The following is a 26939-nucleotide window of genomic DNA, read 5'->3' on the forward strand; positions in this document are numbered from 1 at the left end:
ATAAATAAACTACATCTTGAATATACTTTGAAGTCTTTAAAATATCATCAAAATACTAGTTTCTATTCATAAAAATATTAAGATTCTTATTCTCAGTTAAAATTCCAAATACGCATCTTTCTTTATAGGTCACAAAATCTTCTTTCATCTCTCCTTCCCACTTTAAATTTTGAAAGGGAAGAAGAGATAATTGTACTAATTCTTCCCTTTCAACAATTTTCAAAGTAGTAAAATACTGTATTTCATCTAATATTACTTCATTAATTAAGCAAAGAAAATCTCCCACTGTTCGCTCTTCTTCTCTCTTTTTAAAAAAACTTTGTAATACTAGGGCTATGAACTGAAGTTTTTTCTTCTTTTATCTACTAAATATCTACTAAAAAAACGGTTCACTTACAAGATGAGAAATTTCTAATATACTTTTCATTCTATCTCCATCAAACTTTCACACGGCTCTAATTTCTACGCTTTACTATAAGTAATACAAACACAAAGGAGATGGTGAAGCTAAAATAAAATTTCAAAATTGTACGTTATGACCGTTATGCGAATCTCATTTTTCCAGTTATGAAAGAAACACAAATATATGGCAGGAGGTGAGAATGTGAAGAAACAAAAAAAGAAGCGTACAAAATTTCGTTGGCTTATATGGGTAAGTATTATTGCTTTCTCCCTTTTGGCAGTATTTTTAGGAACCCACGGATTGCAGATGGAAAGATGGCATCATGCAAAACGTGAGGCCTTTGCTGAGGAATATAGGGGACAAGCTTCTTACCTTAAAGATGAAAGACATCATCTCAAACAAGAGAATTTGGAAAACGAGAAGCCTTTTCAACATTATGAAAAGCATCATAAAGAAAAATTTGATGGGATTTCCCTTATTCTTTTCACAATTGAGTTAAGCTTCATTCTTTTAGGATGGTTTATCCTCAAAAAGACAGAAGGTCAAATAATAAGAAAATGGATTGGTATCCTTCTTATTATCATTGGTATATTACCACTGATCCCTCTTTTCGTTGTCGTGGTATTTCCAATTTGGCTTTATAAAAAAAGAAAACAAAACTCACCCCATTCTACAACTGACTATACAGTAGACAGCTATATAGTCATATCAAATAATAAAACGGATATTCTTGATCAATGGGAAAAACAAATTCGTAAAGAGGAGAAATAAAAATGAGTATTTTTAAAAGAATTAAAAACATTGTAACCGCTGATGTCCATGAAGCTTTAAATAAACTAGAAAACCCGGTAAGTATGTTAAAACAATACATACGAGAAACGGAGCAACAAGTGGTAAAAGCACAACAAGCTTTATCTCAGCAGCTATTTCTAGAAAAAAAATATGAATCTCTTATTACAGAAACAGAGGCTGTTATTGCAAAAAGATTTCGTCAGGCTGAGCTTGCGGTGTCTCGCAATGAAGATGATATGGCACAATTAGCACTTCAAGAAAAAATTGCACATGAGAAAAAACTAGAAATGTATCATGAACAGTACAATGTAGTAAAACAACAAACTTCAATCCTATATGAGCAAATTGATAAACTACAAAAAGAATACCAAGAATTACAATATAAAGAACTCGTACTTGCTTCCAGGTTACATGTAGCACGTACAATGAAAGAAAACAATGAAGCTCTTGCATCTTTTCATACAGAAAATGCAGTGAAAGGCTTCGCAAGAGTAGAAAGTTATATTCAAAAAATAGAAGCTGAGGCCTCAGCAAGTAACTACTTTAATCAAATAAAGCCTATTTCTTATACAGACGATACAGAGATTGAACTAAAAGAAGCAGTACAAAAAGAATTAGAAAAATTAAAAGTAAGGAAGTAAAGACTATTCGCTCGTTTCATTTTTTGGGACGAGCGAATAATTATTTATGAAATTAATCTTTTAAAATAAAATTCCACACCTATTCTTTCATAATTTCCCGTATACTAAAAATGCAAGGAATATTTTTTCTCTTACTCTAAAAAAATCTCATATAGAAGGTGCAACATGTTAGGTAGTTTTATTCATTCCGTATTATCATTTTTAGAAGGCCTTGGTTATTGGGGCATTATGCTTGGACTCATGATTGAGATTATCCCAAGCGAAATCGTTCTCGCCTATGCAGGTTATTTAGTATTCTCAGGAAACATCTCATTTATAGGCGCCATTGTATTTGGTATGATTGGTGGTGTTATCGCACAAATCTTTATTTATTGGATTGGGCGTTACGGAGGAAGACCTGTACTAGAGCGTTATGGCAAGTACATTTTCATTCATAAAAAACAAATCGATTCTGCAGAAGCATGGTTTAATCGTTATGGAACCGGTGTTATTTTCACAGCACGCTTCATTCCAGTCGTTCGTCATGCCATTTCAATCCCTGCCGGCATTACAAAAATGTCACCTATCCGATTTATTACCCTTACAGCGCTTGCGATTATCCCGTGGTCAATCATCTTTATCTATTTAGGTGAAAAGCTAGGAGAAAATTGGGGCAATATCAATGAAGTTGCTGGGCCATATGTAACATCGTTTGCAATTGGCGGAGTAATACTAATTGTTTTGTATTTCACTTTAAAAATATGGCTAAAGAAACGAAGAAAACTTGTTTAAATGAATCACTTAAGATAGTGACTTAAAAAAACACCATCAATTGAATTGATGGTGTTTTTGAATCTTTATACTTTTATAATTGAATCTGGTTACTTTTTAAAAAATCAACAATTTCTTCTTTATGCTTTACATCATGTTGAATAAGAATCCAAAAGTAATCATTTAACTTCATATTTTCTTTTCCCAATTGATAATAAGTATTAAAAAACAGGAGCAGCTTAAAAAGCCGTTCCTGTTTTTGGTTTAATCTTAAAATTTATTTCCCTGCATGAAATTGTTGTAATGCTTCATCCACATATACCCAGCCTTTCCATCCTAAATGAATGGCATCTTTTAGAAAGTATTTGTCATATTCATGACTAGTAAAATCTACAACTGGAAATCCTTCTTTCTCAACCTGTTCCCGAACTTTCTTATAATAAACATCACGGCGTTCTTTTGGGAATCCTGCGTAATCATACCAAGGTCCATTTACAGGAACAGAAATAAAAAGCGGCTTCACTTTCTTTTGCTTAAAAATATCTAAAACAATTTGTAAATCTTCATATTCTGGCGATTCATCATAAGATTCGTTTGCCTTATATCCCTTGAATCCATGTAATTTCTTTTGAAATTTGTTTTTGTAGTAATATGGATTTTCAATTCCGAATGTATTTGATGTAGACTCCACTTTCCCAACTTGTTCAGCATGCCTTCTTGCTTCTTCCCAAGAAAGTGAACGTAATTCCATATTTCTTTGTTCTTTTTTTGGCTTTATATTGAATATAGATTTCACCAAATCTTTATGATCCGCAATGTTTCGGTTTATATAGGCAACTGGCTTAAATGCTCCTGCTTTTATCTTATGAGTTGTATCATTATATACAATACCTTCTAATGAGGTTTTTAATATATAATCGTTACGGACAACATTAAAATCTAGCAACCGCTTCGCAATTTTCTTTTTCATTTCAGGTTTTATTTGATCATTAAAAATAAAATGATATGTTTGCTGTTTAGAAAAGTTACTACTAAAGTTACCTTCATTTACCCCCTGCTTGGTAAACCATTGTGGTGAAAGAATAAATACTACTTTTTTTCCTTCTAATTGATCCATTGTGGAAGTCACATTTAAAATATGAGCAAGACTCTGCGTTCCGCCAGTTCCTATTAGAAACGGTGTAAATCCTTCGGGTTTTACTTTAAAATAGTTAGACGGATGATATGCATCCATTCGGGAAAATTCAGATGAACCGTACATCGGTAAATACTTCGAATTCTCTAACATTTTTTGTTGTAAAAAAACACCTTGTAATTTTTCTTTTTGTAATGAAGTCGCCGCATCTTCTACCTTTTCATTACTAATAAGTGAAACTAGATATTTAGATGGAATAAGCAATATAACGATAAAGATTATACATGCTAAAATGATTGGGCCAAAAGCATGTTTCATCTTCATTTGTTGACCCACCTTATTATAGAACCACTTACAATCATTCTCTTATTACCTCGATATTGCATGTCTACTAATAATTCTAACCCTTGCTTACAACACGTCATCATTCTTTCTCTTCTCCTTTATTCCGTAAAAATGCTCCATTCTATTCATCTATCATTTACATGTATTTCCTCCTCTTATCACAACTTATGTACGCATTCATTATAAGAAATGTTTCCAAGTAAACATTTTAATTATACAAGATTTTCTATTTCTTTCACACTCTAAATTCAGTAATGATTTTATCTTTCGACAAGTTAAACTTGTATACAAATCTATACGATATTTACAAACTATCTGGATAGTTTATATGAATATTCAAATTTTCATCGAAACAAATTCTTATACTCATAATATGATAATTGATGTCCATCAAAATCCACATCATGTGTGTATTTAAATCCAGCCTTTTCTAAAACATTTTTTGACTTCTCATTGGCAATTCTAATTCTTGCAGTTAATTTTTTGACTTTCAAATCATGAAAAGCATATTGGATCGATGCATGTGCTGCCTCTGTAGCATATCCATTTCCCCAAAACTTCGGATCGAGAAGATACATGATTTCTAAATCTTCTGTTCCATCAATATACCTTAAACCACAGTGTCCCATCATTTCTCTCGTGATAGGATTGAATATAAGCCATACACCAAAATTATGTTCATTCCAATGCGCTATGAGTTTTCCAATATATTGTTCAGTTTCTTCTCGTGACATCCCTCTAGATATAGCAAGCCACTTACCTACCTCATTGTTTTTTACAATTTGATAGAAAGCATCCACATCTTCTAAACTAGGTTTTCTCATATAGAGTCTTTTCGTATTCATTGATTTTACATTCACATTAATAGACATATCCTTTTCCCCCTTCAATAAAATCTTAATTTTCATCCTGGTAAATTATAGCATGAATTTTCTCTCTTTTATTAATTTCAAGAATGAAACATTGTTATATACAAAAACAGACTGTTCTCTAAGCACAGTCTGTTTTTTTTATACTTCATTTTATTTTTTCACATCTGCCCATTTCAAACTAGTCGCGGGTCCAAATTGATGTACATATAAATCTTTAACATATGGTTTTTGTAAATAAGATAATCCGCGCTGGAACACCGGTGCAATTACCGCATCATCCAATAGCATTTTCTCTGCATCTTGCATCGCTTTCCAACGTGCCTTTTCGTCATTTCCTAATTCCATTTTTGTCTTTTTAATTAATGCATCATATTCTGCATTTGCATAGCCAGTATTATTGACACCACTTTCTGAAATAAAGACCTCTAAGTAAGTCATTGGATCTGGATAATCCGGTAACCAACGTGATAATGACATTTCATATTCTTTCTTTTTCTCTAACGCTAGTTTTTGAGAATGTGGTTGTAGTTTCACTTTTATCGTCAATCCTGGTAAATTTTTCTCTAGTTGTTCTTTAATATATTCCCCTACTTTTTTAAAGTTTTCTAAATCATAGTTTAACATTTCTAACGTAACTTCATTCGTTCCTGTTTCTTGCTTGGCCTTTTCCCAATATTCCTTTGCCTTGTTCACATTCGTTTTATTAAACTCTGTCGTTGTTTCCCTGAAATCTTTTTTATCTGGCCCTTTTAAAAAGCCATTTGGAACATAGTAGTTTGCAGGTACTGATCCATCGTTTAAAAATGAAGTCGCAAGTCCCTTTTTATCAAAAGCCATGCTAAGTGCGAGGCGGGCATTTTTGTTTTTTAGAATTGGTACATTTTCATTAAATCGGAAGAAATACATAACCGAATCTGTATATTGTTTCAATTCTTTATCATTTTTATATTTATCAACAAATTCTGTTGAAATAACAGCACGATCAACTTTATCTGTTTGATATAGATTTACTACGGTCGAAATTTCTTTAACAATTTGGTAATTTACTTCATCTAATTTCACTTCTTTTTTATCCCAATATTGATTGTTTTTCTTCATTGTAAAACTTGCTTCATGCTTCCATTCTGATAATGTAAATGGTCCATTATATAGAGTTTTATTTGCTTCTAAACCATATTTATCTCCTTGTTCTTTCGCATACTTCTCATTAATTGGATAAAAGGATGGTAAACAAAGTAATTTTGTAAAATAAGGGACAGGATGTTCTAACTCTACAGTAAACGTTTTATCATCTTGAGCTTTTACTCCTAATTCATCCAATCCAATTTGTTTCTTATTTATCTTTTCTGCATTTTTCACATCATACATGATATATGCATATTCAGAGCCCGTTTCTGGATTAACAAGTTGCTTCCAAGCATATACAAAATCATGTGCTGTTACAGGATCACCGTTAGACCATTTCGCATCACGCAAATGAAATGTATATGTTTTCCCATCTTTACTAATCTCATGCTTTTGAGCAATTCCAGGAATGACCTCATCGTTTTTTGAAAGTCTAACTAATCCTTCCATTACATTATTTAATACATTAAATGAAACAGCGTCTGTTACTTTTAAGGAATTTAATGATGGAATTTCTCCTGTTTCTGTTAACTGCAATACTTTCTTCTCTTCTTTTGGTTTTGTAGTGGTCTTTTCTTTTCCACAACCAGCTAAAAACGAAGAAAGAAGTAACGTACTAACCAATGAAAAGCGAATAACCTTTTTCACTTTAAAACCCCCTTTTTAAATCCCTATTAATCTTTCATCTTAAGGTAAATAGCGACGTGCACCTGCATATTCTTCAATGTAACCAGGTGTATCTACTGGTATAATTTCAACTGTTTTCGCTGCATTTGGAGAATGTATCATTTTCCCATCTCCAATATACATTCCTACGTGGTGAACACTTCCTTTTCCTTGATTGTAAGCAAAAAACAGCAAATCACCTTTTTGCAAGTTTTCTCTTTCAACAGCAATACCTGCTTTTGATTGTGGACCGGAATCACGCGGGATTGTAATACCATGAGATTTGTAAATTGTATGTGTAAAACCAGAACAATCAAAGCCAAAACCACTTGTTCCAGCCCATATATACGGCAATCCTAAAAATAACTTCCCAGTATTCACTAAATCGTCGCCTGTTGGAACAGGAATGTCATTTTGCGATTTATAAACCGTTCCATCATTTTTCCGTAACCATGCTTTTTGTCCGTTTGGTAATAATACACGAAACGACATATTATCTTCACTTATTAGTGGTAAGCGTGTGTTATAACTAACCTCTAAAGATTTATATTTATCAGATGGATTAATATATAAAATAGCTGTCGGTTTTGTAATAAGAACAAATGGTTGTTCCTTTTTCTCTGCAAATTCTTGATTATAGGTTAGCTGTTTTACCGGGACCCATCCTGGATATCCCGCTTCATTTCTTGGCGTTGGCTGACCATGAACAACTACTTTTGCCCACTCACCTTGCCGATCAATAATTGTTACTTCTTGCCCCAATAAAGCTTGTGTTTCTAATTTATTTGTACTTGTTAACCAAAGCTTTTCATCGAGCGTCATCGATTTCGTCCATTTCCATAGATTAACAGGATTCATCGCACTTGGTTCATCAATTGGACGAAGCAAATTTGGCCCAGTCCATAATGTTGCTGCTGCCACATCTACATACGCTTGATTACTTTTTACCTCTTCAGCATTCACAACAGAAATAGATGAAAATACTAACAAACAACTAAAAAGCACAGTAATGCGTTTCCTCATAAACACATCCTCCTTTTTATTCATATTTTTCCCTGCTCAAACAAAACGTGACCTCAAAAACAACTCTTCTGCTGAAACTTTATTCTATATTCACTGCGTGATGCAGGTTTACCCTTAGTCCGTTATATGTGATTCCGCTTGGCTCTTCCATTAACCATAAAGGAGCATCAAGATCAAAGTAGTGAATATTTGGATGAGCGGCTGCTACATGTGCAATTGCCGCCACAGAAAGCGATGATTCCATCATGCTACCAACCATGCACTTTACACCGGCAGCGCCAGCAATATCGGCAATCTTCCATGCTTCCCGTATCCCGCCACATTTCATTAATTTAATATTTAATAAATCAGCGTACTGTCCTTGAACAAGCTTTAAAGCGTCTTGCGCCGAGAAAACACTTTCATCAGCCATGATTGGTGTTTGCACATGATCTTTTACATATTTCATTCCTTCCCAATCTTTCGCATGAACGGGCTGTTCTACAAATTCTATATTTAAATTTCTATTTTCCATTTCTCGAATAATCGATACAGCTTCTTTTGGACTCCATCCTTGATTTGCATCTAATCGCAAAGTTACATCCTCCGGCACAACATTTCTGATCGCTTCAATACGTTCTAAATCCAATTCTGTTGATTTACCAACTTTAACTTTTAATGTGTTAAAGCCTTTTTCCACATGACTTTTTGCTTCTTTCGCCATTAATAAAGGTTCATCAACACTTACTGTAATGTCTGTTTGAATCTCTTTCTTTCCACCTAATAACGCATATAATGGAATATTATGAAACTGACAATATACATCATATAAAGCCATATCAACCGCTGCCTTCGCACTCGTATTTCCTATACAGCTCATTTGAACCTGTAACAACAACGTTTGAAATTGCTGCAATTCTTTCCCGACTAACACAGAGCGAATTGGTCCTAAAATAGCTTCTTCCATTCCACTTGCAAAATCCCCAGTAATAACCGGAGTCGCAGTCCCAGCCCCTTTTCCTACAATCCCTTCATCTGTGTGAATAAAAACATCAATACTCTCAATTTCGGTTACAGTGCGCAAAGCTGTTTTAAATGGTGTATGAAGCTTGATATAGCGACGTTTTACTGTTAGATCCATGATTTTCATTTCATTCATCCTTTCTGTCCAATAAAAAAATCCAGCCATAAGAATGAATCTTATGGCTGGATTTTGTCTATGAATGTGTAGACAAAGCAGCGATTTGATTATATTTTTTTTGTGCATCTTTTAATGCTACAAGTAATGCTTTTTGAGACGATCCGAAATAACGATTGTTAATTTCTTCTACTAATTGTGGATCATTCATATTTCTATGTAGAAATAAATGTTTTACAAATTGGCTCGTTAATGAAATTGTTGCTGAACAATCTGTATCCACAATTTTCCCTGTATCTTTTTCAACAACAAATGCAACAAAGTAGCTTTTAAATTTTTCTGTAATTGGATTGTTTTGAGGTGCTTTTGCGTCCCCTACGATATAAATCGTATTAGAAGCGTACACATAAATCTTCCTTTCTTATACAAGGATAACGGTTTTCTTAACAGGCGAATAAGCTGTAGACTCATCGTTAATTAAGAAATGTATTCGCTTACTGTATATTATATACAATTTACAGAATTTTAACAATATTTATTTCAGTAAATATTGTACAATTAAATGTCCAATCTCTGAAAATATATAATTCGTATGATTTACACATTCAACATTTGAACTTAAAACAGCTACATATACCATGTGGTTATTTATGTTCAATCGTGCAACATCATGTGTAACAGTTTGCAGTTCTCCTGTTTTGTTTGCTACGGAAAGTCCTTCTATCCCCTCTAACTTCCCACATAATTTATGGGTAAATTGCTGCATTTGAAGTGGGTTATAAAATTGTTCTTCGTTTTCATAATGCTTTAGTAGAGTTACAATATCTTCAGCTGTTGTGAAATTATCTTTTCCCGTTTCTTTAGATGTTTGCATCATATATCGTTGTAGTTTCGTTCCATTTAGCTGCAGTGAATCAATATGTTTTTGAATATCATTTATTTTCAACTTATTTATAAGCCAATTTGTCGCAGTGTTATCAGAAACTGTAATCATCAATGTAATGAGGTCTTGTATCGTTACATTTGGTGTATGTAATGCAGCAACAATGCCACTTCCTCCAGTCTTTTCGAGGGATGAAATAGGAATTAATTCATATGGATTTAAGGTTCCATCCTTTATGTTTTCTATAGCACACGAAAGAATAGGTAACTTAATAAGGCTAGCTGATGGATGCACCAATTGTTCATTGTACCGATACATAATTCCCCCTTGTATCATGACACTTACATCTCCGTTTATACTTTCAATCCGTTTCTCTAATTCATATATAAAGTCTGCTTTTTTCATATTATCCTCTCCTTTTTTGAGAATTATATCATCTCTAAAGATTCTCAGTTATGACATATCTTTTTATAAAATAAGAAAGTATTACTGCCTACAAAGAACGAATAAAAATATTTAATATATAAAAAAAAACAGTTAGCTATTTGCTAACTGTTACAGATGTTTTCCTTTCATTACTGTATATCTACTTAGGTAGTACAAATATAGTTTCATTCGGCTTAGAGAATTGATACTTTTTCCTCGCAAACTTTAAAATTTCTTCTTCATTATCTGTCAAATTTTCAACTTCACTCTTTAAATAACGCGAATCTTTTTCTAAAGAAAGTAATTGCTTTTGCTGGTTTTTAATCGTATCTCGCTTTTCTACAATCATTTCTTGTTGCTTAGTAAGGATATATTGAACATAAAAAGTTGCTGAAAAAATAAAAATAAAAGCTAAAATAAACCGACGCAATTTTCTCTTATTCATAACTCGGTATTCATTAGACTGTGTTTGTTGTGGTGTATTAGGAACATTTACTTTCTTGAGTTTCCTCATTTTTTAAATCCCCCTAACCCATTTTATTTCACTACCACAGGTATACTCTCTTACTAACCTAAATTCTCTTCTCGTAAAATAAGCTCCTCCATAAAAAAATCTCATAAATTAACCAATTAGAGATAGCTTTCGACGGCATATCTATATTTCAGATTAAATATTTATTTTTTGTGCTCTAAAATAGTGTTTTATGTTTTTAATTCACTCTTAACAAACGTATCTCTCAAACACATTCGCTTTTTCACTGAATAGTTTATTAGGAATTGCTTTAATTAAGGAGGTAAACAAATGAAATATCGCACATTAGGAAAAACCGGTTTAACCGTTTCGGAAATTGGATTTGGCGCTTGGGCAATTGGTGGCGATGAATGGGGTCCTGTAAATGACAAACATTCTATCACAGCAATGAAAAAGGCAATAGAATGCGGCGTGAATTTTATTGATACCGCTGATGTATATGGGTTAGGCCATAGTGAAAAATTAGTGGCCCAATCAATAAAAGAACATCGAAATGATATCGTCCTTTCCACAAAGGGAGGTTTAATTGGTCATCACTATGATCCTGATGGAGAACCTGTCTACGATACAGTAGAAAAGGTAATTGCAGTATTCGAAACCAGCTTACTTCGCCTGCAAACAGATTATATTGATGTTTACTTTTGTCATATTTGGTGGGACAAAAAAGAAGAAACCGAAGCGTTCCTTCGCGCATTTGAAATTTTAAAGCGAGATGGAAAAGTAAGAGCGGTTGGTGTTTCTACACATGATTTACAATATATTAAGAACTTTAATAAAGACGGTGAAATTGATGTTGTACAACTTGACTACAGCATACTTAACCGGGCACCTGAAAATGATATTTTACCTTACTTACAAGAGCAAAACTTAGGAGCTGTTATTCGTGGGCCATTAAAAATGGGGATATTAACTGGAAAGTTTACAGAGCAAACAACATTTCCTGAGGGCGATTTACGACAAGATTGGCCAAAAGAAACATGGTTTCAAGATGATTTACGAAAGGTTGAGCAATTGAGATACCTTTCAAACCCTAAACGAACTTTGGGACAATTGGCCCTCCGTTATGTACTCTCACACCCTGCTGTATCTGTTGCTATTCCTGGGGCAAAAACAGCTAATCAAGCAGCAGAAAATACTGCTGCTTCTGTACGCCCACTTCTATTAGAAGAAGAATTAGCATATATACGAGACTTCTAGAAAAAGATTGGTAGCATTGAATTGCTGCCAATCTTTTTTGTTACTCTATTATTCTCATATTTTATATGTATTTTTTATTTCGATTTCCCTTATACAAGGTATAGAAGATGCTGATGTCCCTTCTCTAATGCGATATCATATGCTGTTTTACCATCATTTTTTTTAATACTTTTATCTGCTCCATTTTGAATAAGTAATGTTACAATTTTTTCATCGCCTAATAAAGCTGCTTCATGAAGTCCTGTCCAACCACCACTTTGTACAGCATTAACATCCGATCCTTGCTTAATTAAAAATGTAGCGAGTTCAATTTTCTTGTTTGCAATTGCTGCTTGAAGCGGTGTATTTTCATTTTGATTCTTCGCTTTTACATGTAAATTGGCACCATTTTTCAGAAGAAGATTTGCAATTTCTTTATGACCAAAATAAGCAGCCAAATGAAGCAGTGTCCAGCCATCTTCAGTATAAGAATGCACAAGGTTTTGATCTTTATTTATTAATTCTACTACCTTCTCCTGTTCTCCATTCATTACAGCATTTGTAATTACTACAATTGGATTCATTGTTATCCCCCTTTTACATAAACTCATTTCATTTTCTAACTATGAAATAATTCTATTAAGCATGTGAAATTCCTTTTTAATCCACTTAAGTTTACATAATAATATTATAAATATTAACCTAATTTTCATTACTTACTTTGTTACAAATAAAAAAATAATTCATTTTTATAATGGACTGTTTTGGATTTAATCAAAAATATATTTTTGTATCTTTCTATAAAATAAAATACCACATTTATATAGAAATAAAAAATCTCCGTACCGCAGTGACTTTATTACATTTTATTTTTATTTTTCTATTTCGAATATCTTTTTGAAAATACAAAAATGATTAATTAGTTTTAATATAAAAACAATCATTATTAGGCACCTATTCAAATTGTATTTTTCAAATAAAATACGAAAATGATTTTTATATTTCATTCGAAAAATGATTTTTATATTCTTTTATAGATACAATAACTTTCAAATTAACCTATAGCAATTTTGCCTTCTACCCTTCCCTGTATCTTTTAATACATATGATTTTACTACGAGTTCAGTTAATGAATCCGTTAATGTTTTATATGATAAATTAGATAGTGCTAACAGATCATTTGTATATAGAATTCTATGTTTTTCTAATAGTAATAATACTAATCGTTCAGATGGCTTTAATGTTTCGTCACTTTCTAGTATAAAATCTACATCTTTCATAGGATATACATTCTCCTTATTTTAAAAATCACAATTACCCATTATTAATACGAAAATATTATATAATAAATCTGTTGTTATTTCAAAATAACATAATACTTATACTAGAATGTAGGGTATTCTTCTAGTTAGAAATACTCTTTTCGCTTCTTTCATTCCCTTTCTAACATCCTTTCGGCAATTTGATGTTAGAATCCATCCCCTTTTTTCAGTACAAAAAAAGCCTCCACATTCGGAGGCTTCCTTCTATTTTACAATTGGCAGTGTTAACTCACTTAACTTTACTGTAAGTTTCGTCCCTGCTTTTGGACGAATCGTATAGTCATAGTCACTTGCAATTAATACTACTCCGATTTGATGGCCGGCTTGGAATACATAATCATCTGGCTGCATGTCCCATGTAAATGTGTAATCTTTTCCTGGTATAATTGGCGTTGACTGTTCTTTTCCATTCAAGTTTTGTGGATCCATCCATCCTCTAGTCACAATTTCTGGTTCCGCACCGCCATAATCAACAAGTAATGCGGTTAAATTTAAAACTGGACGATCAATACTCCCCTTAAATGAAATTTTTGGTGTACCACTTATTCTCATTTCTTTTTCGAGCTTAGACATTACATATACTAACCGATTTGGTGATTCTAATTCTGGATTTGTTAGTAATTGATTCGATTTAATTTTTGCATCATCTAACAATGAAGACACTTGTTGTACCGCACCCATTCGAAGCGGTACATCTACTGCTTTATTACTTAAAAGCATACGTATTTTAGACGGAGCTGCTGCAGGGTCTGGCCAATTTTTTAATTTTTGCCACGTTTTATTTTCTCGCTGTACATCTACCATCGGTTCATTCATAATTCCATTTTCAATTCCGTATAACCAATAATCAAACCATTTATTTTGTGTTTGCTGCCAGTTATTACTAGATGTTCCCCCATGCCCTCCTTGATGTAACCACATTTTACGTGGCACATTATTTTCTCCTAAAGCTTCCCACCATTGTGAAAACTGTTTTGTCTTTACATTCCAATCATTTAAACCATGTACAACAAATACACTTGCCTTTACATTTTTTGCATCCTTCACGTAGTTACGCTTGTCCCAAAAATCATTATAATCTCCTGTTTTTCGGTCCTGCCCATCGGTAAGCTCTTTAATGATTTTTTGACAAACTTCAGGATTTTTTCTCGTTAATACTGCTTCGGCCATATTATCTGTATCTTCACCTTGATAACCACCTGGTGCAACAACTGCCCCATTTGCACGGTAATAATCATACCAACTGCTAATCGCGGCAATAGGAATAATTGTTTTTAACCCTTCAACTCCTGTTGTTGCAACAGCGTTCGGCAATGTGCCATTATATGAAGCACCTGTCATCCCCACATTTCCTGTAGACCAATCCGCCTTTATTTCCTTACCATCTTCTGTAAATGCTTTTGTTCTTCCATTTACCCAATCAATGACAGATTTTGTACCAAGGATTTCTTGTTCATCACCAGTTGTTGGACATCCATCTGATTTTCCAGTACCAATGCTTTCCCCTAAAATAACGGCATATCCACGAGGAACATAGTAATTTCCGTATGAACCGAGATTAGCTGGTCCTGCATAAGGTTTGCCTCCAGTAGGATGTAATTCTTCATCTACATTATAAACTGGTACGTCTTTTATTCCCGAACGGTAAGGACTCATTTCATAAATAACGGGAACTTTCACACCTAGTTCTGTTTTCGGTCGCATTACTTTTATTGATACACGATCTTTTTTACCATCTCGGTCACTATCAATCTCTGTTTCTACAAATAAATTTTCTACAATTGCCTCATCAAGTGAATAAATTGGTTTCGTCATTCCATTTTCTAACTCAATCTTTGTCGATTGAGCTAACGTTTCTGGTACTTTCCCATTTAGCGGTAAAGTAAATTTCTTTGAGTTCTCTTCTTTCTGCTCTGCATGTACCGTAATACTAGATATGCCAGATGTAAGTGTTAGAGAAAACATTGCTGAAAGCGCAATTACAAACTGTTTTTTCCTCAAATTCCTTCCCCCTTTATATTCTTCTACCACTTCTTTCACTATACAACAAAATAACAGAAAATTCAGTTTATAAAGAGGTGAAAACTTGAGGAATTTGTAATATTTTAATCTTTCTTATATAGCTTATAAGATTTCTCTAACCCAACATTATATTTCGTATTATTATTTGTCCAATCTTCTCCTAAATTTCCAGGCCATCCCGATGTATTGGCAACATATTTTAAAAGAGCTAATTCTGTTAATCCTTTGTTTACTCCACGTTTATAGGAACTCACCATATGTGAGATTGCTATTGTCGCATTCGTTTTCGCATCTGTTAAATTTTCTTCTGATAGTTGCGCAGGTGCTAATCCACCTCGGTGTAACTGAAATAATCCAAAAGATGTTCCGTTATCACCTACTACTTTTCGGTTAAATTTCGTTTCATGATCAGCAATTGTAAGTGGAATCCATTCTGGTATACCGTACTGCTTCGAGATTTCAGTAATTATTAATTTATTATTTTCAATTTCCTTTTGTTTTTCATATTTCATATAAGCTGCATAACATAAAAGCGTTAAAGTACAAATTACTACTATATATTTTAATAATTGTTTCATAGATTCATCTCCTATATCGGTTATGTTTAATTCTGTATACTTTTAATATAAAATGTTCATGTGACATCTATTTGACAGAATAAAATTTTTAAAAATAAAAAGGGCTTGCGAAAGTTATCTGAATTGTCCCCCTAATCGTGGACACTCAAAAAAATGGCTCCGGTACAATATAGGCCACTGAAAAAGTCCACTTCATAAGAAAAAGGAGTTCATCACCTACTATATACAGGTAATGGACTCCTTTTTCTTTTCATCATATTGATAAAATGCGTGTTATTTTTTCAAAGCAAACACTTTTTCAGTGCCTTCGTACAATACCGGAACCATTTTTTAAGTGCTTAATTTCTAAAGGTCTTTTTATTAAACTGTCCACTTTATCCCGCTATTTTAGGACAGTAACACTCCCACCTCAAAATTCGGTGAAAGCAAAGAAGTTAGGTGGGAGATGAACTGTCCGTAAAAGCCCGATTTGTTCAACTAATAATCAGTGGGGGATGAAGAAAACCCCCACTGATTAAAGTTTCACTTTATAGGGTGCAGTTCATTTTTTGATTGGTTTTTCTGTAATTACAGACTTTTTTATCAGTGTTTAAAATGTGTTATAAACTTGTTCACAGGTTGCGGCTGTTGGTTGAAAAAAACAGTGCTTTTTATAACGTCCTACAAAGGGCTGATTATACCATTGTTGAGGACAATCGCCTGGTGGCCTAAAATACCACAAACTAAATTTCCCAGGCCAGTACCTCTCTCCATTGATAACTCGACGAGCTAAACGTTTTTCACTTTCTCTTGCTCTTTGATAGAAATATCCATGCGTAACAGCTTCAAATGCATGTTCTTGGAAAATCATTTGTCTAATGGTACGAAGGTTTTTAAAGTCAGAACAATTTGCTCTTAGTCGGTTAATTCCTACATTTCCGACGAGTAACATACCCTGAGTTCCTTCTCCTTCGGCTTCTGCTCTGAGTAATCTTGCTAAAAGTGCAATATCTGCATCTGTAGCGTTAACAACTCCCATGACTCCACCTCCATTATATTTTTCTCTTTATAGTATTGTTTATTGATCAGGATAATGACTTGTTTAATATAGGTTGTTTTCTAAATTAATTTATATTAGACATAGCATCCTCTTCAAATTATAGTATGTTTAACTTTCGTAAGCTCTTTTCTATATACATATAAAATTGTATTTCATTTTTTATAATAGAGACACCATACTCAAAACCATGTCGTTCTAAAATACTCTTTACAATGGCTAATCCTAATCCAGTTCCTGATATTTCTTTATTACGTGAAGCTTCTAATACATAAAATGGTTCCCAAATTTTTTCAATATCTTGACTTACTTCAGGATTAATTCCATTTTGAATACTAAAATATACATAATCTTTTCTCTCTTCCAATACAATCTTGATATTTTGATTTGTTGTATATTTGATTGCATTTGAAATTAAATTATTAAATACCATTTTCATTTTATCCAAATCCGCATAAATAACAGGTTCTTCCATTCTAAAATCCATTTGTAAATGTATATTTTTAGCACGAAATTCAATTTCATACTTATCAATAACGCTTTGAATAAGCTGCACTACCTGAAATTCTTCCTTCTGTAATACATCTCTTTCCAATTTCGAAAATCGTAACAACTCTTCTATTAAATTTGTGATTTGATCTGTTTGTTTAATAATCGTATCTACATAAGTCCCATCATCAAGACCATCTTTAATTCCCATAGAATATGCCTTTACTAAAGCTATAGGTGTTTTTAATTCATGGGTAATATCCCCCATAAATCGCTTCAAATGTTCATTTCTATTCGTTAAGTCTTGATGAGCTTCATGTAATTTATCACTCATAATATTAATACTATTAGCTAAATCACCAATTTCATCATTTGTTTTTACATTTGTTCTCTTAAAATCAAGATGAGAAATATCTTCTGCAACATCGCTTAATTCTTTCAACGGTGTTGTAATCGTTTTTGATAATATCCAAACAAGTACAATGACAAGAAATATTGAAAAACCAAAAATATATATATTAAATGTATTAAGTGTCTCAATTAGTTCATTCGAGTGAGCAATAGATACTCCCACTAAGATTAACATTTCATTTTTTGAAATAAATTTCGCAAAAAAACTCGCTTTTAGCTTCTCTTGATCATATAATTTATTTGCTTGTCCAGAACTCTTTACTTTTATTACTTCTTCTTTTGTAATCCAAAGTTTATTCAATGTCACTCTCTTTTTTATAAGCCCAGAGCGTAACGATTCATTAATTTCATCTTCTGTATTTTTTATTGGCGTGTAAACAATTGTTACGTTATTCTCATTCTCGATTTGATTTATAGTATCTGTTAATTGTTCAACAGGCAAAGACTGAATTTGATTTGTAATTGTATTTAACTTTTCCCGCGTTTTATATATATTATATTTCGGTAAAAAATAGTTCATCAACAATAATGAAATAGTAAATATAAGAATGATTGTTAACGATATACTGACAAAGAGCTTTTTACCAAGCTTATTCACGTTCATCCGCCAGACTGTAACCTAAACCACGATGCGTTTTTATAATATCCTCACCTATTTTTTTCCGCAACCTTCTAACATGTGTATCCACTGTCCGCTCATCTCCAAAATAATCAAATCCCCATACGATATCTAGTAACTTTTTACGTGTTAATATTGTACCTTTATGATTTAAAAAACATTTAATTAATTCTAACTCTGTTTTTGTAATTTCTAATTCTTTATCACTTTTATATACTTTATTCTTTATCAAATCTATTTTTAGATTTTGAACTTGTATGACTTCATCTTGATTCAGTAGTTTTTTAGCTCTTGTAAGTAAAATCCCTGGATGAAATGGCTTTTTCACATATTCATCCGCCCCGCTTTGTAAGGCCGCAAGTTCATCTTCATTTTCACTTTTAGCAGTAAGCATCAATACTTTCACACTCGAGTTCTTTTTTATTTCCTGGCATACAGTGATCCCATTCCTTTTTGGCATCATCCAGTCTAAAATTGCTAAATCAATTTTTACTTCATAAAATATTTCAAGTGCTTCTTCTCCATCCTTTGCTAAAAGAACTTGGAAGCCTTCCTTTTCAAAATAAGCTTTTAAAATTTTAAGCATATCCTGCTCATCATCTACGATTAATACTCTCACTCGTACCTTCCTCCATTAACGATCTATATGTGCCTTATAAATTGTAATCATTTTCATAACAAAGTAACATAAATTTCTTATTTTACTTTGTTATGGTACAACATTTTTGTTACATGAATATGACAAAAAATATTTATAGGATTTGAGGGAATAGTAAATATGAGGTGTTGTTCCATGTTTAAAAAAATAGGATTCATTTTTCTGTTTTCATTTTTATTATCAACAACTGTTCTCGCAGAAACAAATAAACAAATTGAAGTGTTTGATTGTCAAAAGGAAATGGTTATACAAAAACAGTCTCTAGACATAGAAATTCAAAAAGAAGCAATACAATATGCAAAATCAATTACCGGAGCATTTAAAAATCTAAACGTTGTCCCTAAAACTGGCCATATGATAAAAATCCCGTTGTCTAAACCTGTAGTTATTACAAATCAATGGATACATACAACAATAGATGAAGTTCTTGTACTCCTTCCACTTAACGAAAAACCCTATATCATGATTTTTGATGACGAAAACAATCCACATTTTTATTATGTGCAAGGTCATCCTGAACATTTATTGAGGCATTTAAAGGTAAAATCATAATTACTTATAAAAAAGAAAGATTCCATAAAGCATCGTCTACGGAATCTTTTTTTATAATTTCACATAATGGGTTGATCCTTTATGTTCTTCACTTTTCAGAAATCCATTTGAAGTATAAAATTGACTAGCTCGTTCTGTGTCTGTATACAGAACGACAATTTGAAAGTGCTCTTTCGCATCAGATAGTATCTTCTTTAATAATAAGTTTCCTAGCCCTTTCCTTCGATATGCTTTCGACATATAAAACCTTCGTAACCGTCCAATTGTTTCATTTCTCGTATACGGATCTTTATTTAAGCCACCAATTCCAATTAGAGTATCTCCTTGGAAAATACCATATAAGCCTTCCCCTACCTTACTAAATGTGTTCGTTTTGCTTTTGTATTCATTTACTAATTTCAGAAGAAAATGAAATCCCTCTTCTTTACTTTCTTTTATAAGATGAGTGATATCAAGTTGTGAAAGGTCTATAATCTTTTTAATTTCTACAATCTTTATTATAATCACCTCTCTGTTAAAAATTTCTTTTAACTTAACAAGGCCTCTTTTATTAAAGAGGCCCTTCTTTACATATAAATCATACAACTGTGTTACTTGATATATTCTTAATCATTTCCATTATAACTCTTGAAGATTGATCGGCTGTAATTTTTGCAAAGTTTTCATAAGAACTAGTTGCATCATCATCCGCACTGTCAGAAATACTTCTAATTATAAGAAACGGTATATCGTTGATAAAGGCAACATGCCCAATTGCTGATCCTTCCATTTCAGTGCAATGAGGCGCATATTCATCCAGCAATTTCTCTTTTAGCTTTGCATCTTCAACAAAGCATTCCCCACTTACAATTCTTCCTTCATGAACATTTATGTCTAAACCACTGGTATTACATGCTTTTCGTGCAAGCTCTCTTAATTCCTGATTTGCAATAAATGTTTCTTGGAATGGAAACAGATTCTTCATTTGATTTTTATTTACATCATGATGTGTAACGTTCGTAGAAATAACTAGATCGCCAACTTTAACATCAGGATGTAACCCTCCCGCAATACCTGTATTAATCATGCAATCCACTTCAAATTTGTCTATTAAAATTTGTGCACACGAAGCGGCATTGACCTTCCCAATACCACAGCGAGTGACAATAATCTCTTTATCCATAAATATTCCTTTATAAAAAGGCATTCTTGCAATTGTATATTCCTCATAAATATCTAATTTTTCTAAAAGTAAGTCTATTTCGATTTGCATTGCTCCAATAATACCGATTTTTTTCATTGGTCGTCTACCTCTTCTCGATTATATATGAAGTTTCTATTATAAAAAGTTAATGGACACTTTTTCTGACTCTCTCTGCCATAACTGATACTAGAAATTTTGGAAGTATCAACTGTCGTTTTATTCTTTTAGGTTGTGTTACTAACCTATATAACCATTCTGTACCAGAATCCCTCATTAGTTTTGGAGCTCGTTTTACCGTGCCGGATAAAATATCAATCATACCTCCAATACCAATAGATAGAGGGACTTTTAATTTTTGAAGATTTTCATAGATGAACACCTCTTGCTTAGGCGATCCTAATCCTACCAATAGCAAGTGTGGCTCGAATTGTTGAATTCGAACTTTGACTTCTTCTATCTGCTCATTTTTCACAAAGCCATGCTGTCCTTCGAAAACCGCATGTGGAAAACGTATTTTCAAATTTCCTAATGCTTTCTCATTACTTTCTGGTGCAGCACCAAAAAGAAACACCCGGTACCCCTCATGATTACAATACTCTATTAAATCATGAGTCAAATCCGCACCGGTAACACGTTCTTTCAATGTTCCTTTTAAAATTTTAGAACCGAGTATCACACCTATTCCATCTGCTGTTATTAAATCCGCGGATAGTAAAATATTTTTGAAACGTACAGATTCAGCTGAAGTTTGTTTAGCAGACATCACAATTTCAGGATTAGCTGTAACAATAAACTTTGGTTTATTTTCCTTTTCAGATAACCAATTTTTTAATATATCTATTACTCTCTTATACTCTAAACTACAAAATGGTATGCCTTTTATATACTGTTGTTCCATTTCTTACATACACTTCCCCTATGTGTTCTCTTATAATAAATGACTTAAACTTCCTCTTGTACAAGCTGTAAATACTCATCAACATCCTTATTTATTTGAAGCAATGCTTTCTTCCAAAATTCATTATCGGCAAGATCGATGTGAAAGTATTGTTTCACCAACTCTTCGACTGGACGCTTTCCTGTCTCACACAAGAATTTTTTATATTTGGAATGAAACTCACCGCCATCTTGTTTTGCAATTTCTAATAATCCTAAACTTAGTAGATAACCAAATGTATATGGATAGTTGTAAAATGGAACATTCGCTGTATAAAATTGACCATATTTCATCCAAACAAAAGGTTGATATTCTGTTAGACAATTTCCATAAGCTGCTTTTTGTGAAAGTATAGATAATCTCTCTAATTCATCCGCACTTAAAGGTCCTTTTTGACTTTCTTCATAAAATGTTTGTTCAAATTGAAATGAAGCTCGAATGGCCATTACATAATTAAAGCTATTTCTGATTTTCCAGCTAAGCAATAATTTTTTCAGTTTTTCACTTTCTGCTATTTTAACTAAGTAATCTACAAGTACCATCTCAAAGAAAATAGATGCTGATTCTGCCATACACATTGGAAGGTAGTCATCTAAAAAAGCAGTAGACTGCTCATTGCTCATTACATAAAAATGCCATGCATGCCCTAATTCATGAGCTAATATTCTTACACTATCAATTGTTCCATCATACCGTAATGAAATTCGAGATTCTCCTTCACTTAAAAAAGGAGCGCAAAATCCACTAGGAGGCTTATTATCTCTTGGCTCAGCATCAACCCACCTATTCGTAATGGCGCGCTGTGCAAATTGTGCTAGTTCTTCATCGATATCCTTTAAGGCCTCATATATATTTTCTACTGCTATTGAAAACGGAATTTGAACCTGATTATTTTCTTCCAATATCATCAAATCATGCCAAGTAAACGTCTCCTTACTTCTTTTATGAAACGCTATAACACTCGATAACTTTTCAAGATTCCCTTCAATAGCATTCCACATTTCCAATAATGCATTTTTAGAAATACCGTTTGCTTGAAGAGATTGTGACAATACCTCCTGTTCTTGTAACAGGTTACTTTTTAAGTTACGCAATCTACCTATTTGATTAAGTACGCTAGCAAATACTGTTTTCTCCTTTTCCAATGCCTCTGTAAGAGAAGAAAATGCCGCTAATCTTTCATGATGAGTTTCACCATTCATCGCAAGATAGTTTGCTTTTCCAAATGATAATATCTCGTTATTATGATGTACTTCTAATCTATTTCGTAATTGTATGTACATGTCTTCCCAAGCTTTTAATTCATTTTCTATAAAGTTGATATTTTGATTTTCGAAGAAGTCACTTTTTTCATGATTCGATTCTTGTAGTAATAAACGAACCTCTGTTTTCAAAGTATTTATTTTTGTGTGAGGTAAAGCAGCTGTAGATTCATCTGCGTGTTCAGCAGAAAGACAATAAAAGTAATACTCTGCCTTTTCAATTCTTTGTATAATTCTTGAGAGGATTACTGAGTCTCTATTTTCTTTATATGTTTCTATTAATTGCTCTATTATCCCTATTTCTGTAGAAAACATAGGGTCTTTTGATTCAGGATATAGCCTTTTCAAATCCCATCTCGTTGGATGATCGATAATTTGATTCATATTATAGCCTCCTGTTTTTACAAATAGTTACAATCTCGCATTCATTAGCTAATTATATATGATTTGGAACAATTTTCATATCTTCAAATATTCCGAATTTTAATCCGTGAATCCACCAATCCTGTGCAAATCAATTATTGTAAAATAAACTCAAAAAGGAGTGATCATAACCACTCCTTTTCCGTTCATAATTTACCGATATGTAAGTTGGCTAACCGTTATTCTGCCATTCTTTAAACATATATAACCTTATTTATTTCCAAATTTCATTCTATTTTATTAAAATAGATACTTATCCCATATATGGGATAATACTAAGTTTCTCTACGCTCCAACTCTCATTTTACACTGTCTTTCTCAATGACTTTACATAATGTACTGTAATTAAAATCATACCAATGGTAAATGCAACTATTGATACCAATAATATAGCAATAGATAATATACCTTGATCAACTAATTCTATAGACTTGAATGGTAAAGACCATATATATCCAAATCCCCACTTTACTTCTGAAAAAAGAAATAAACCGATTAAAGATAGGATTATATTAACAAATGTAAAAGTGATAGATGTTTTAATAAATAAGAATAATAAGAGTTGCACTGTAATAAGTGGAAGTGTCGCAACTACAGAAAGTAAAAATACTTTAATCATGAATAATAAAGGAAATGGATCTGTAAAATCAAAATACATTCCAAATAAATATAAGCTTATTAAAACTATTAAGTGTAGTGCAGAAAATAATAATACACTGGATACAACTTTAGATAAAACAATTTTAAAATTAGTATTTGGAGATAGATGCATTATTTCCCAATTGGTTTTGTTTTCAAACTGACACAGGAAGGCCGTTACCATCCCTGAAATAACAGGAAGAAAAAAACCAACATAGAAGAAAGATGCCAACATCCATACGCCCATCCAATCATTATCCAAACCATGATTATACTCTTTTACTACATATTTAGTATACATAATCATTGAATATATAATCGGAAAAAGTGCTAGGATGAATAATACAATTTGTTGCGGGTGTTTTCTTATTTTTATCCAATCGGAATAAATTAAATTTATCATTTGAGATCTCCTTTGTTAGTTTTTATTATTCATTTTAATAAATAAGATGTATCCAATTCCTAAAATGAGAATGGTAATAGGAATTCCTGCTAGCATGTACCATTTATCATATGACCATAATGTATTAAAAACATCTAGATTATTCACATAATTGATTGGAAAATATAAGATTTGATATGAAATAGGAAACCACCAAAGCTTAGTTGAACTTAATATATCGCCGAAAAGATACGAAGCTAGAGCTAGTGCAACGATCACTGATTGATTCGATAAATTAATGGATATAATGAACGCCAAGGCACAAAATGGAATACTAATAAGAAATGGATATAACGTAAAAACAAACACATGCTGCATTGAAACCGCATCCAAAGAAATACCTAAACCTGGAATTAATAACACTGTACAAATCATATGTATTACGGTTGTAATAATAAGAGCAACCATAACAATAAGGAACTTATTTACATACACACTAAATTTCTGTACTGGATACGTAAATGTTCTTTTCCACGTAGAATTTTTATATTCGACATTGTTTACACTAGCTATAATAAACACAATAAAAAAGTTTAAGATGTATTTTAAAAGTTGCAAATTTATGCCGAATATAGTTTCTAATTTAATAGTATGAGAATTACTATAGTAATTTAATCCAGCAAATTCACCTAATGCAAGTATAATAGGTCCTAAGATAACCAAAAACCAAAAATGACTTTTTCTATATTTTATATACTCAGTGGCTAATACATTTCTCATACACTTACAGCACCTTGTTCAACAATATCTAAATATGCTTCCTCTAAATTCTGCTTTTTAGTTTGGAAAGATTGAATAAAAATCTGATTCGTTACTAATAGTTGTTGAATATTATTCAGAGTTTTCTCATCATAATATTCAATACTAAAGATATTATTTTTTACATTGAATGTATAATTGGATTGTTTAAGTAGTTTATCAGTAAGAGTTATATTATTAACACTAACTTCAACAATATTTAATGATTGTTTATTTTTTAAAGAAGATAACGAACCTTGATATTTTATTTCTCCTTGATGAATAATCCCGATATGATCAGCCATTTGTTCAACTTCGCTTAAAATATGACTTGAAAGGATTATAGTAGAATTAAACATTTTTGGAGCTTTTTTTATGAATTCTTTCACTTCATAAACTCCCTGTGGATCTAAGCCATTAGTAGGCTCATCTAATATTAATAATTCAGGGTTATTTATGAAAGCAGCAGCTAATCCTAAACGTTGTTTCATACCAAGAGAATATTTTTTAAAAGCACGGTTTCGATCTTCATATAGTTTAAATAAATTCAAAAGTTCTTTTATATGTTCTTTATCATGAACATTTTTCATTTTAGAAGCAATTAATAAGTTTTCGTATCCAGATAAATGCTCATAAAAGGTTGGAGCTTCAATTAATGAACCTGTTTTAGATAAGATTTCTATTCTATTCTTTTGTATATCCATTCCCAATACTTCTACAGTTCCCTCATCAGCTTCTATTAATCCTAAAATGATTTTAAAAAATGTAGATTTACCAGCTCCATTCGGGCCTAATAATCCAAATATTTCACCCTTTTTTATAGTTAAATCAATCCCTTTTAAAACATGTTTGTCTTTATATTTTTTATGCAGACCTTTAATGTTTAAAACTTGATTATTCACAAAATCAACCACCTATCGTCTGAATTTTCCGTTAATTTTACCTATAAATTTTTCCTTACTATCCATTTTGGATAACCCAGGTAATGCTGATGCAATTAAGCTAGTTACGAAGTTACATGTATTAACTTGAGGTGTAGCCAGAATTGTTTCTGGACACACGTCAGCTGTACTAATTATCTTTTGTTACTTCTTTCATGTAAAACTGTTTGTTTCATCCACTGTAAGACAATTAAAGGCAACATTATTTTATTGAAATTAAATGATACTTGAATTTGTTCTTCTAACTCCCCATGTAAATATAATTTCTTTTGTAGCCCAAGTATACATTCTATAGTTTGCTCTTGTAATTTTTGGTACATAAATATTTTCGAATATTGGATACTTTTGTTTTTATTTATCAAATATCCAATAGCTAAGGGACCTTTTTGTTCACCAATTCCTGATTTAAATTCTTGAATATTAATATCTTTTAAATGAATAAAATAATCATTATTAAAATCAATTGAATAAGCACCAGGTGTAGATATACCATTTATAGCATTCGGTTGGAAAACAAACAGAATAGGTACTAAAGCTGTCAATGTTTGATTGTGAAATACTTCATATAGAATTTGTGCTAACGTATCAATATGGATAAACGGCTTAACTAGACTCATCACTTCTTTTTGGGGTATTTGTTTATTCAATGGATGTTTGTAAACACGATATGGCAATACGTTTGGTTTATTTGAAAAGATTTTTATATGTTGATCGTTCCTCCTACTATGATCCAAATGATAATTTATATTATTTATCATATTTATAGAATTTTTTGTTTCTAGCATCATTTTAACTCCCTCC

Annotated in this window: 29 protein-coding genes; 5 read left to right on the top strand and 24 right to left on the bottom strand. The window is 32.1% G+C overall.

What is annotated here, in order from left to right; genetic code table 11:
- Positions 1 to 55: 55 nt before the first annotated feature.
- Positions 56 to 286 carry a hypothetical protein gene (locus tag ACM6HU_RS22330; protein WP_016115126.1) on the bottom strand — a complete coding sequence of 77 codons (231 nt, stop codon included), beginning with the start codon at positions 284 to 286 and terminating at the stop codon, positions 56 to 58.
- Positions 287 to 604: 318 nt separating this feature from the next.
- Between ACM6HU_RS22330 and ACM6HU_RS22335 the strand changes: the two genes are divergently transcribed.
- From ACM6HU_RS22335 to ACM6HU_RS22345, 3 genes are all read left to right on the top strand, one after another.
- Positions 605 to 1174, top strand: coding sequence for a hypothetical protein (locus tag ACM6HU_RS22335; RefSeq protein WP_016115127.1), 570 nt, complete (start codon positions 605 to 607; stop codon positions 1172 to 1174).
- 2 nt (positions 1175 to 1176) lie between these two features.
- A complete protein-coding gene (locus tag ACM6HU_RS22340; RefSeq protein WP_414848442.1) occupies positions 1177 to 1836 on the top strand; it encodes a PspA/IM30 family protein in 660 nt (219 codons plus the stop codon).
- Positions 1837 to 2001: 165 nt separating this feature from the next.
- The gene (locus ACM6HU_RS22345; protein WP_414848443.1) at positions 2002 to 2607 is read left to right on the top strand and encodes a DedA family protein; all 606 of its coding nucleotides are present in this window, start codon (positions 2002 to 2004) and stop codon (positions 2605 to 2607) included.
- Positions 2608 to 2863: 256 nt separating this feature from the next.
- Here ACM6HU_RS22345 and dltD read toward each other — a convergent pair whose 3' ends face one another.
- The 8 genes from dltD to ACM6HU_RS22385 all read right to left on the bottom strand — a co-directional run bounded on the left by dltD (position 2864) and on the right by ACM6HU_RS22385 (position 10692).
- Entirely contained in the window at positions 2864 to 4045 is a 1182-nt protein-coding gene (dltD, locus tag ACM6HU_RS22350) for a D-alanyl-lipoteichoic acid biosynthesis protein DltD (protein WP_414848444.1), read from the bottom strand.
- Between the two features lie 365 nt (positions 4046 to 4410).
- Complete coding sequence (locus ACM6HU_RS22355; RefSeq protein WP_016115133.1) at positions 4411 to 4938, bottom strand: GNAT family N-acetyltransferase; 528 nt, start codon at positions 4936 to 4938, stop codon at positions 4411 to 4413.
- A 150-nt stretch (positions 4939 to 5088) separates the two neighbouring features.
- Positions 5089 to 6711, bottom strand: a complete 1623-nt coding sequence (locus ACM6HU_RS22360) for a peptide ABC transporter substrate-binding protein (RefSeq protein WP_016131483.1) — start codon at positions 6709 to 6711, stop codon at positions 5089 to 5091.
- 39 nt (positions 6712 to 6750) lie between these two features.
- Positions 6751 to 7752 (bottom strand): C40 family peptidase, encoded by a 1002-nt coding sequence (locus ACM6HU_RS22365; RefSeq protein ID WP_016115135.1) that lies wholly within the window; start codon positions 7750 to 7752, stop codon positions 6751 to 6753.
- A gap of 79 nt (positions 7753 to 7831) precedes the next feature.
- Complete coding sequence (locus ACM6HU_RS22370) at positions 7832 to 8881, bottom strand: dipeptide epimerase (RefSeq protein ID WP_275857737.1); 1050 nt, start codon at positions 8879 to 8881, stop codon at positions 7832 to 7834.
- A 67-nt stretch (positions 8882 to 8948) separates the two neighbouring features.
- A complete protein-coding gene (locus ACM6HU_RS22375) occupies positions 8949 to 9275 on the bottom strand; it encodes a DUF3870 domain-containing protein (RefSeq protein WP_016115137.1) in 327 nt (108 codons plus the stop codon).
- A gap of 129 nt (positions 9276 to 9404) precedes the next feature.
- The gene (locus ACM6HU_RS22380) at positions 9405 to 10157 is read right to left on the bottom strand and encodes a serine hydrolase (protein WP_097835878.1); all 753 of its coding nucleotides are present in this window, start codon (positions 10155 to 10157) and stop codon (positions 9405 to 9407) included.
- A 181-nt stretch (positions 10158 to 10338) separates the two neighbouring features.
- The gene (locus ACM6HU_RS22385) at positions 10339 to 10692 is read right to left on the bottom strand and encodes an FtsB family cell division protein (RefSeq protein WP_077294133.1); all 354 of its coding nucleotides are present in this window, start codon (positions 10690 to 10692) and stop codon (positions 10339 to 10341) included.
- A 288-nt stretch (positions 10693 to 10980) separates the two neighbouring features.
- Between ACM6HU_RS22385 and ACM6HU_RS22390 the strand changes: the two genes are divergently transcribed.
- Entirely contained in the window at positions 10981 to 11907 is a 927-nt protein-coding gene (locus tag ACM6HU_RS22390; RefSeq protein WP_088094460.1) for an aldo/keto reductase, read from the top strand.
- Positions 11908 to 11996: 89 nt separating this feature from the next.
- Here the strand turns inward: ACM6HU_RS22390 and ACM6HU_RS22395 are convergent, their stop codons facing one another.
- The 7 genes from ACM6HU_RS22395 to ACM6HU_RS22425 all read right to left on the bottom strand — a co-directional run bounded on the left by ACM6HU_RS22395 (position 11997) and on the right by ACM6HU_RS22425 (position 18982).
- Positions 11997 to 12470: an ankyrin repeat domain-containing protein gene (locus ACM6HU_RS22395; RefSeq protein ID WP_016115141.1), complete on the bottom strand. Its 474-nt coding sequence runs from the start codon at positions 12468 to 12470 to the stop codon at positions 11997 to 11999.
- 465 nt (positions 12471 to 12935) lie between these two features.
- Positions 12936 to 13166: a hypothetical protein gene (locus ACM6HU_RS22400; RefSeq protein WP_016115142.1), complete on the bottom strand. Its 231-nt coding sequence runs from the start codon at positions 13164 to 13166 to the stop codon at positions 12936 to 12938.
- Between the two features lie 246 nt (positions 13167 to 13412).
- Positions 13413 to 15209 (bottom strand): Xaa-Pro dipeptidyl-peptidase, encoded by a 1797-nt coding sequence (locus ACM6HU_RS22405; RefSeq protein ID WP_088094107.1) that lies wholly within the window; start codon positions 15207 to 15209, stop codon positions 13413 to 13415.
- Between the two features lie 104 nt (positions 15210 to 15313).
- A complete protein-coding gene (locus tag ACM6HU_RS22410; RefSeq protein WP_275857738.1) occupies positions 15314 to 15808 on the bottom strand; it encodes a transglycosylase SLT domain-containing protein in 495 nt (164 codons plus the stop codon).
- A gap of 589 nt (positions 15809 to 16397) precedes the next feature.
- Entirely contained in the window at positions 16398 to 16826 is a 429-nt protein-coding gene (locus ACM6HU_RS22415) for a cell wall hydrolase (protein WP_003198028.1), read from the bottom strand.
- Between the two features lie 118 nt (positions 16827 to 16944).
- Positions 16945 to 18342, bottom strand: a complete 1398-nt coding sequence (locus tag ACM6HU_RS22420) for a sensor histidine kinase (protein ID WP_414848449.1) — start codon at positions 18340 to 18342, stop codon at positions 16945 to 16947.
- On the bottom strand, positions 18335 to 18982 hold the full coding sequence (locus ACM6HU_RS22425; RefSeq protein ID WP_414848445.1) for a response regulator transcription factor: 648 nt from the start codon (positions 18980 to 18982) through the stop codon (positions 18335 to 18337). The genes ACM6HU_RS22420 and ACM6HU_RS22425 overlap by 8 nt, the downstream gene beginning before the upstream one ends.
- Positions 18983 to 19156: 174 nt before the next feature.
- Here ACM6HU_RS22425 and ACM6HU_RS22430 point away from each other — a divergent pair, with 174 nt between their 5' ends.
- Positions 19157 to 19573 carry a hypothetical protein gene (locus tag ACM6HU_RS22430; protein ID WP_016115147.1) on the top strand — a complete coding sequence of 139 codons (417 nt, stop codon included), beginning with the start codon at positions 19157 to 19159 and terminating at the stop codon, positions 19571 to 19573.
- 51 nt (positions 19574 to 19624) lie between these two features.
- On the opposite strand, the gene ACM6HU_RS22435 is transcribed toward ACM6HU_RS22430, so the two are convergent.
- The 8 genes from ACM6HU_RS22435 to ACM6HU_RS22470 all read right to left on the bottom strand — a co-directional run bounded on the left by ACM6HU_RS22435 (position 19625) and on the right by ACM6HU_RS22470 (position 26923).
- Positions 19625 to 20074 (bottom strand): GNAT family N-acetyltransferase, encoded by a 450-nt coding sequence (locus ACM6HU_RS22435; protein WP_414848450.1) that lies wholly within the window; start codon positions 20072 to 20074, stop codon positions 19625 to 19627.
- A 76-nt stretch (positions 20075 to 20150) separates the two neighbouring features.
- Complete coding sequence (locus tag ACM6HU_RS22440) at positions 20151 to 20852, bottom strand: 5'-methylthioadenosine/adenosylhomocysteine nucleosidase (protein WP_018765692.1); 702 nt, start codon at positions 20850 to 20852, stop codon at positions 20151 to 20153.
- 49 nt (positions 20853 to 20901) lie between these two features.
- Positions 20902 to 21654, bottom strand: a complete 753-nt coding sequence (locus ACM6HU_RS22445) for a WecB/TagA/CpsF family glycosyltransferase (protein WP_016115150.1) — start codon at positions 21652 to 21654, stop codon at positions 20902 to 20904.
- Positions 21655 to 21698: 44 nt separating this feature from the next.
- Positions 21699 to 23339 (bottom strand): M3 family metallopeptidase, encoded by a 1641-nt coding sequence (locus ACM6HU_RS22450; RefSeq protein WP_414848446.1) that lies wholly within the window; start codon positions 23337 to 23339, stop codon positions 21699 to 21701.
- Positions 23340 to 23682: 343 nt separating this feature from the next.
- The gene (locus ACM6HU_RS22455; RefSeq protein WP_414848447.1) at positions 23683 to 24420 is read right to left on the bottom strand and encodes an ABC transporter permease; all 738 of its coding nucleotides are present in this window, start codon (positions 24418 to 24420) and stop codon (positions 23683 to 23685) included.
- Between the two features lie 15 nt (positions 24421 to 24435).
- The gene (locus ACM6HU_RS22460) at positions 24436 to 25179 is read right to left on the bottom strand and encodes an ABC transporter permease (RefSeq protein ID WP_016115153.1); all 744 of its coding nucleotides are present in this window, start codon (positions 25177 to 25179) and stop codon (positions 24436 to 24438) included.
- Positions 25176 to 26099, bottom strand: coding sequence for an ABC transporter ATP-binding protein (locus ACM6HU_RS22465; protein ID WP_016115154.1), 924 nt, complete (start codon positions 26097 to 26099; stop codon positions 25176 to 25178). Before ACM6HU_RS22465 ends, ACM6HU_RS22460 begins: the two co-directional genes overlap by 4 nt.
- A gap of 173 nt (positions 26100 to 26272) precedes the next feature.
- Positions 26273 to 26923: a hypothetical protein gene (locus ACM6HU_RS22470; protein ID WP_033671901.1), complete on the bottom strand. Its 651-nt coding sequence runs from the start codon at positions 26921 to 26923 to the stop codon at positions 26273 to 26275.
- Positions 26924 to 26939 lie beyond the last annotated feature (16 nt).

Origin of the sequence: Bacillus sp. IT-79MI2, assembly GCF_949768135.1 — a bacterium.
In the GTDB taxonomy this organism is placed as follows: Bacteria; Bacillota; Bacilli; order Bacillales; family Bacillaceae_G; genus Bacillus_A; species Bacillus_A pseudomycoides.

What these genes read in the sequence shown, in the direction of transcription:
- ACM6HU_RS22340 (WP_414848442.1), top strand. Translation starts at nt 1,177, where the DNA reads ATGAGTATTTTTAAAAGAATTAAAAACATTGTAACCGCTGATGTCCAT.
- ACM6HU_RS22345 (WP_414848443.1), top strand. Translation starts at nt 2,002, where the DNA reads ATGTTAGGTAGTTTTATTCATTCCGTATTATCATTTTTAGAAGGCCTT.
- dltD (WP_414848444.1), bottom strand. Translation starts at nt 4,045, where the DNA reads ATGAAGATGAAACATGCTTTTGGCCCAATCATTTTAGCATGTATAATC.
- ACM6HU_RS22355 (WP_016115133.1), bottom strand. Translation starts at nt 4,938, where the DNA reads ATGTCTATTAATGTGAATGTAAAATCAATGAATACGAAAAGACTCTAT.
- ACM6HU_RS22365 (WP_016115135.1), bottom strand. Translation starts at nt 7,752, where the DNA reads ATGAGGAAACGCATTACTGTGCTTTTTAGTTGTTTGTTAGTATTTTCA.
- ACM6HU_RS22370 (WP_275857737.1), bottom strand. Translation starts at nt 8,881, where the DNA reads ATGAAAATCATGGATCTAACAGTAAAACGTCGCTATATCAAGCTTCAT.
- ACM6HU_RS22380 (WP_097835878.1), bottom strand. Translation starts at nt 10,157, where the DNA reads ATGAAAAAAGCAGACTTTATATATGAATTAGAGAAACGGATTGAAAGT.
- ACM6HU_RS22385 (WP_077294133.1), bottom strand. Translation starts at nt 10,692, where the DNA reads ATGAGGAAACTCAAGAAAGTAAATGTTCCTAATACACCACAACAAACA.
- ACM6HU_RS22390 (WP_088094460.1), top strand. Translation starts at nt 10,981, where the DNA reads ATGAAATATCGCACATTAGGAAAAACCGGTTTAACCGTTTCGGAAATT.
- ACM6HU_RS22395 (WP_016115141.1), bottom strand. Translation starts at nt 12,470, where the DNA reads ATGAATCCAATTGTAGTAATTACAAATGCTGTAATGAATGGAGAACAG.
- ACM6HU_RS22400 (WP_016115142.1), bottom strand. Translation starts at nt 13,166, where the DNA reads ATGAAAGATGTAGATTTTATACTAGAAAGTGACGAAACATTAAAGCCA.
- ACM6HU_RS22410 (WP_275857738.1), bottom strand. Translation starts at nt 15,808, where the DNA reads ATGAAACAATTATTAAAATATATAGTAGTAATTTGTACTTTAACGCTT.
- ACM6HU_RS22415 (WP_003198028.1), bottom strand. Translation starts at nt 16,826, where the DNA reads ATGGGAGTTGTTAACGCTACAGATGCAGATATTGCACTTTTAGCAAGA.
- ACM6HU_RS22430 (WP_016115147.1), top strand. Translation starts at nt 19,157, where the DNA reads ATGTTTAAAAAAATAGGATTCATTTTTCTGTTTTCATTTTTATTATCA.
- ACM6HU_RS22440 (WP_018765692.1), bottom strand. Translation starts at nt 20,852, where the DNA reads ATGAAAAAAATCGGTATTATTGGAGCAATGCAAATCGAAATAGACTTA.
- ACM6HU_RS22445 (WP_016115150.1), bottom strand. Translation starts at nt 21,654, where the DNA reads ATGGAACAACAGTATATAAAAGGCATACCATTTTGTAGTTTAGAGTAT.
- ACM6HU_RS22450 (WP_414848446.1), bottom strand. Translation starts at nt 23,339, where the DNA reads ATGAATCAAATTATCGATCATCCAACGAGATGGGATTTGAAAAGGCTA.
- ACM6HU_RS22455 (WP_414848447.1), bottom strand. Translation starts at nt 24,420, where the DNA reads ATGATAAATTTAATTTATTCCGATTGGATAAAAATAAGAAAACACCCG.
- ACM6HU_RS22460 (WP_016115153.1), bottom strand. Translation starts at nt 25,179, where the DNA reads ATGAGAAATGTATTAGCCACTGAGTATATAAAATATAGAAAAAGTCAT.
- ACM6HU_RS22470 (WP_033671901.1), bottom strand. Translation starts at nt 26,923, where the DNA reads ATGCTAGAAACAAAAAATTCTATAAATATGATAAATAATATAAATTAT.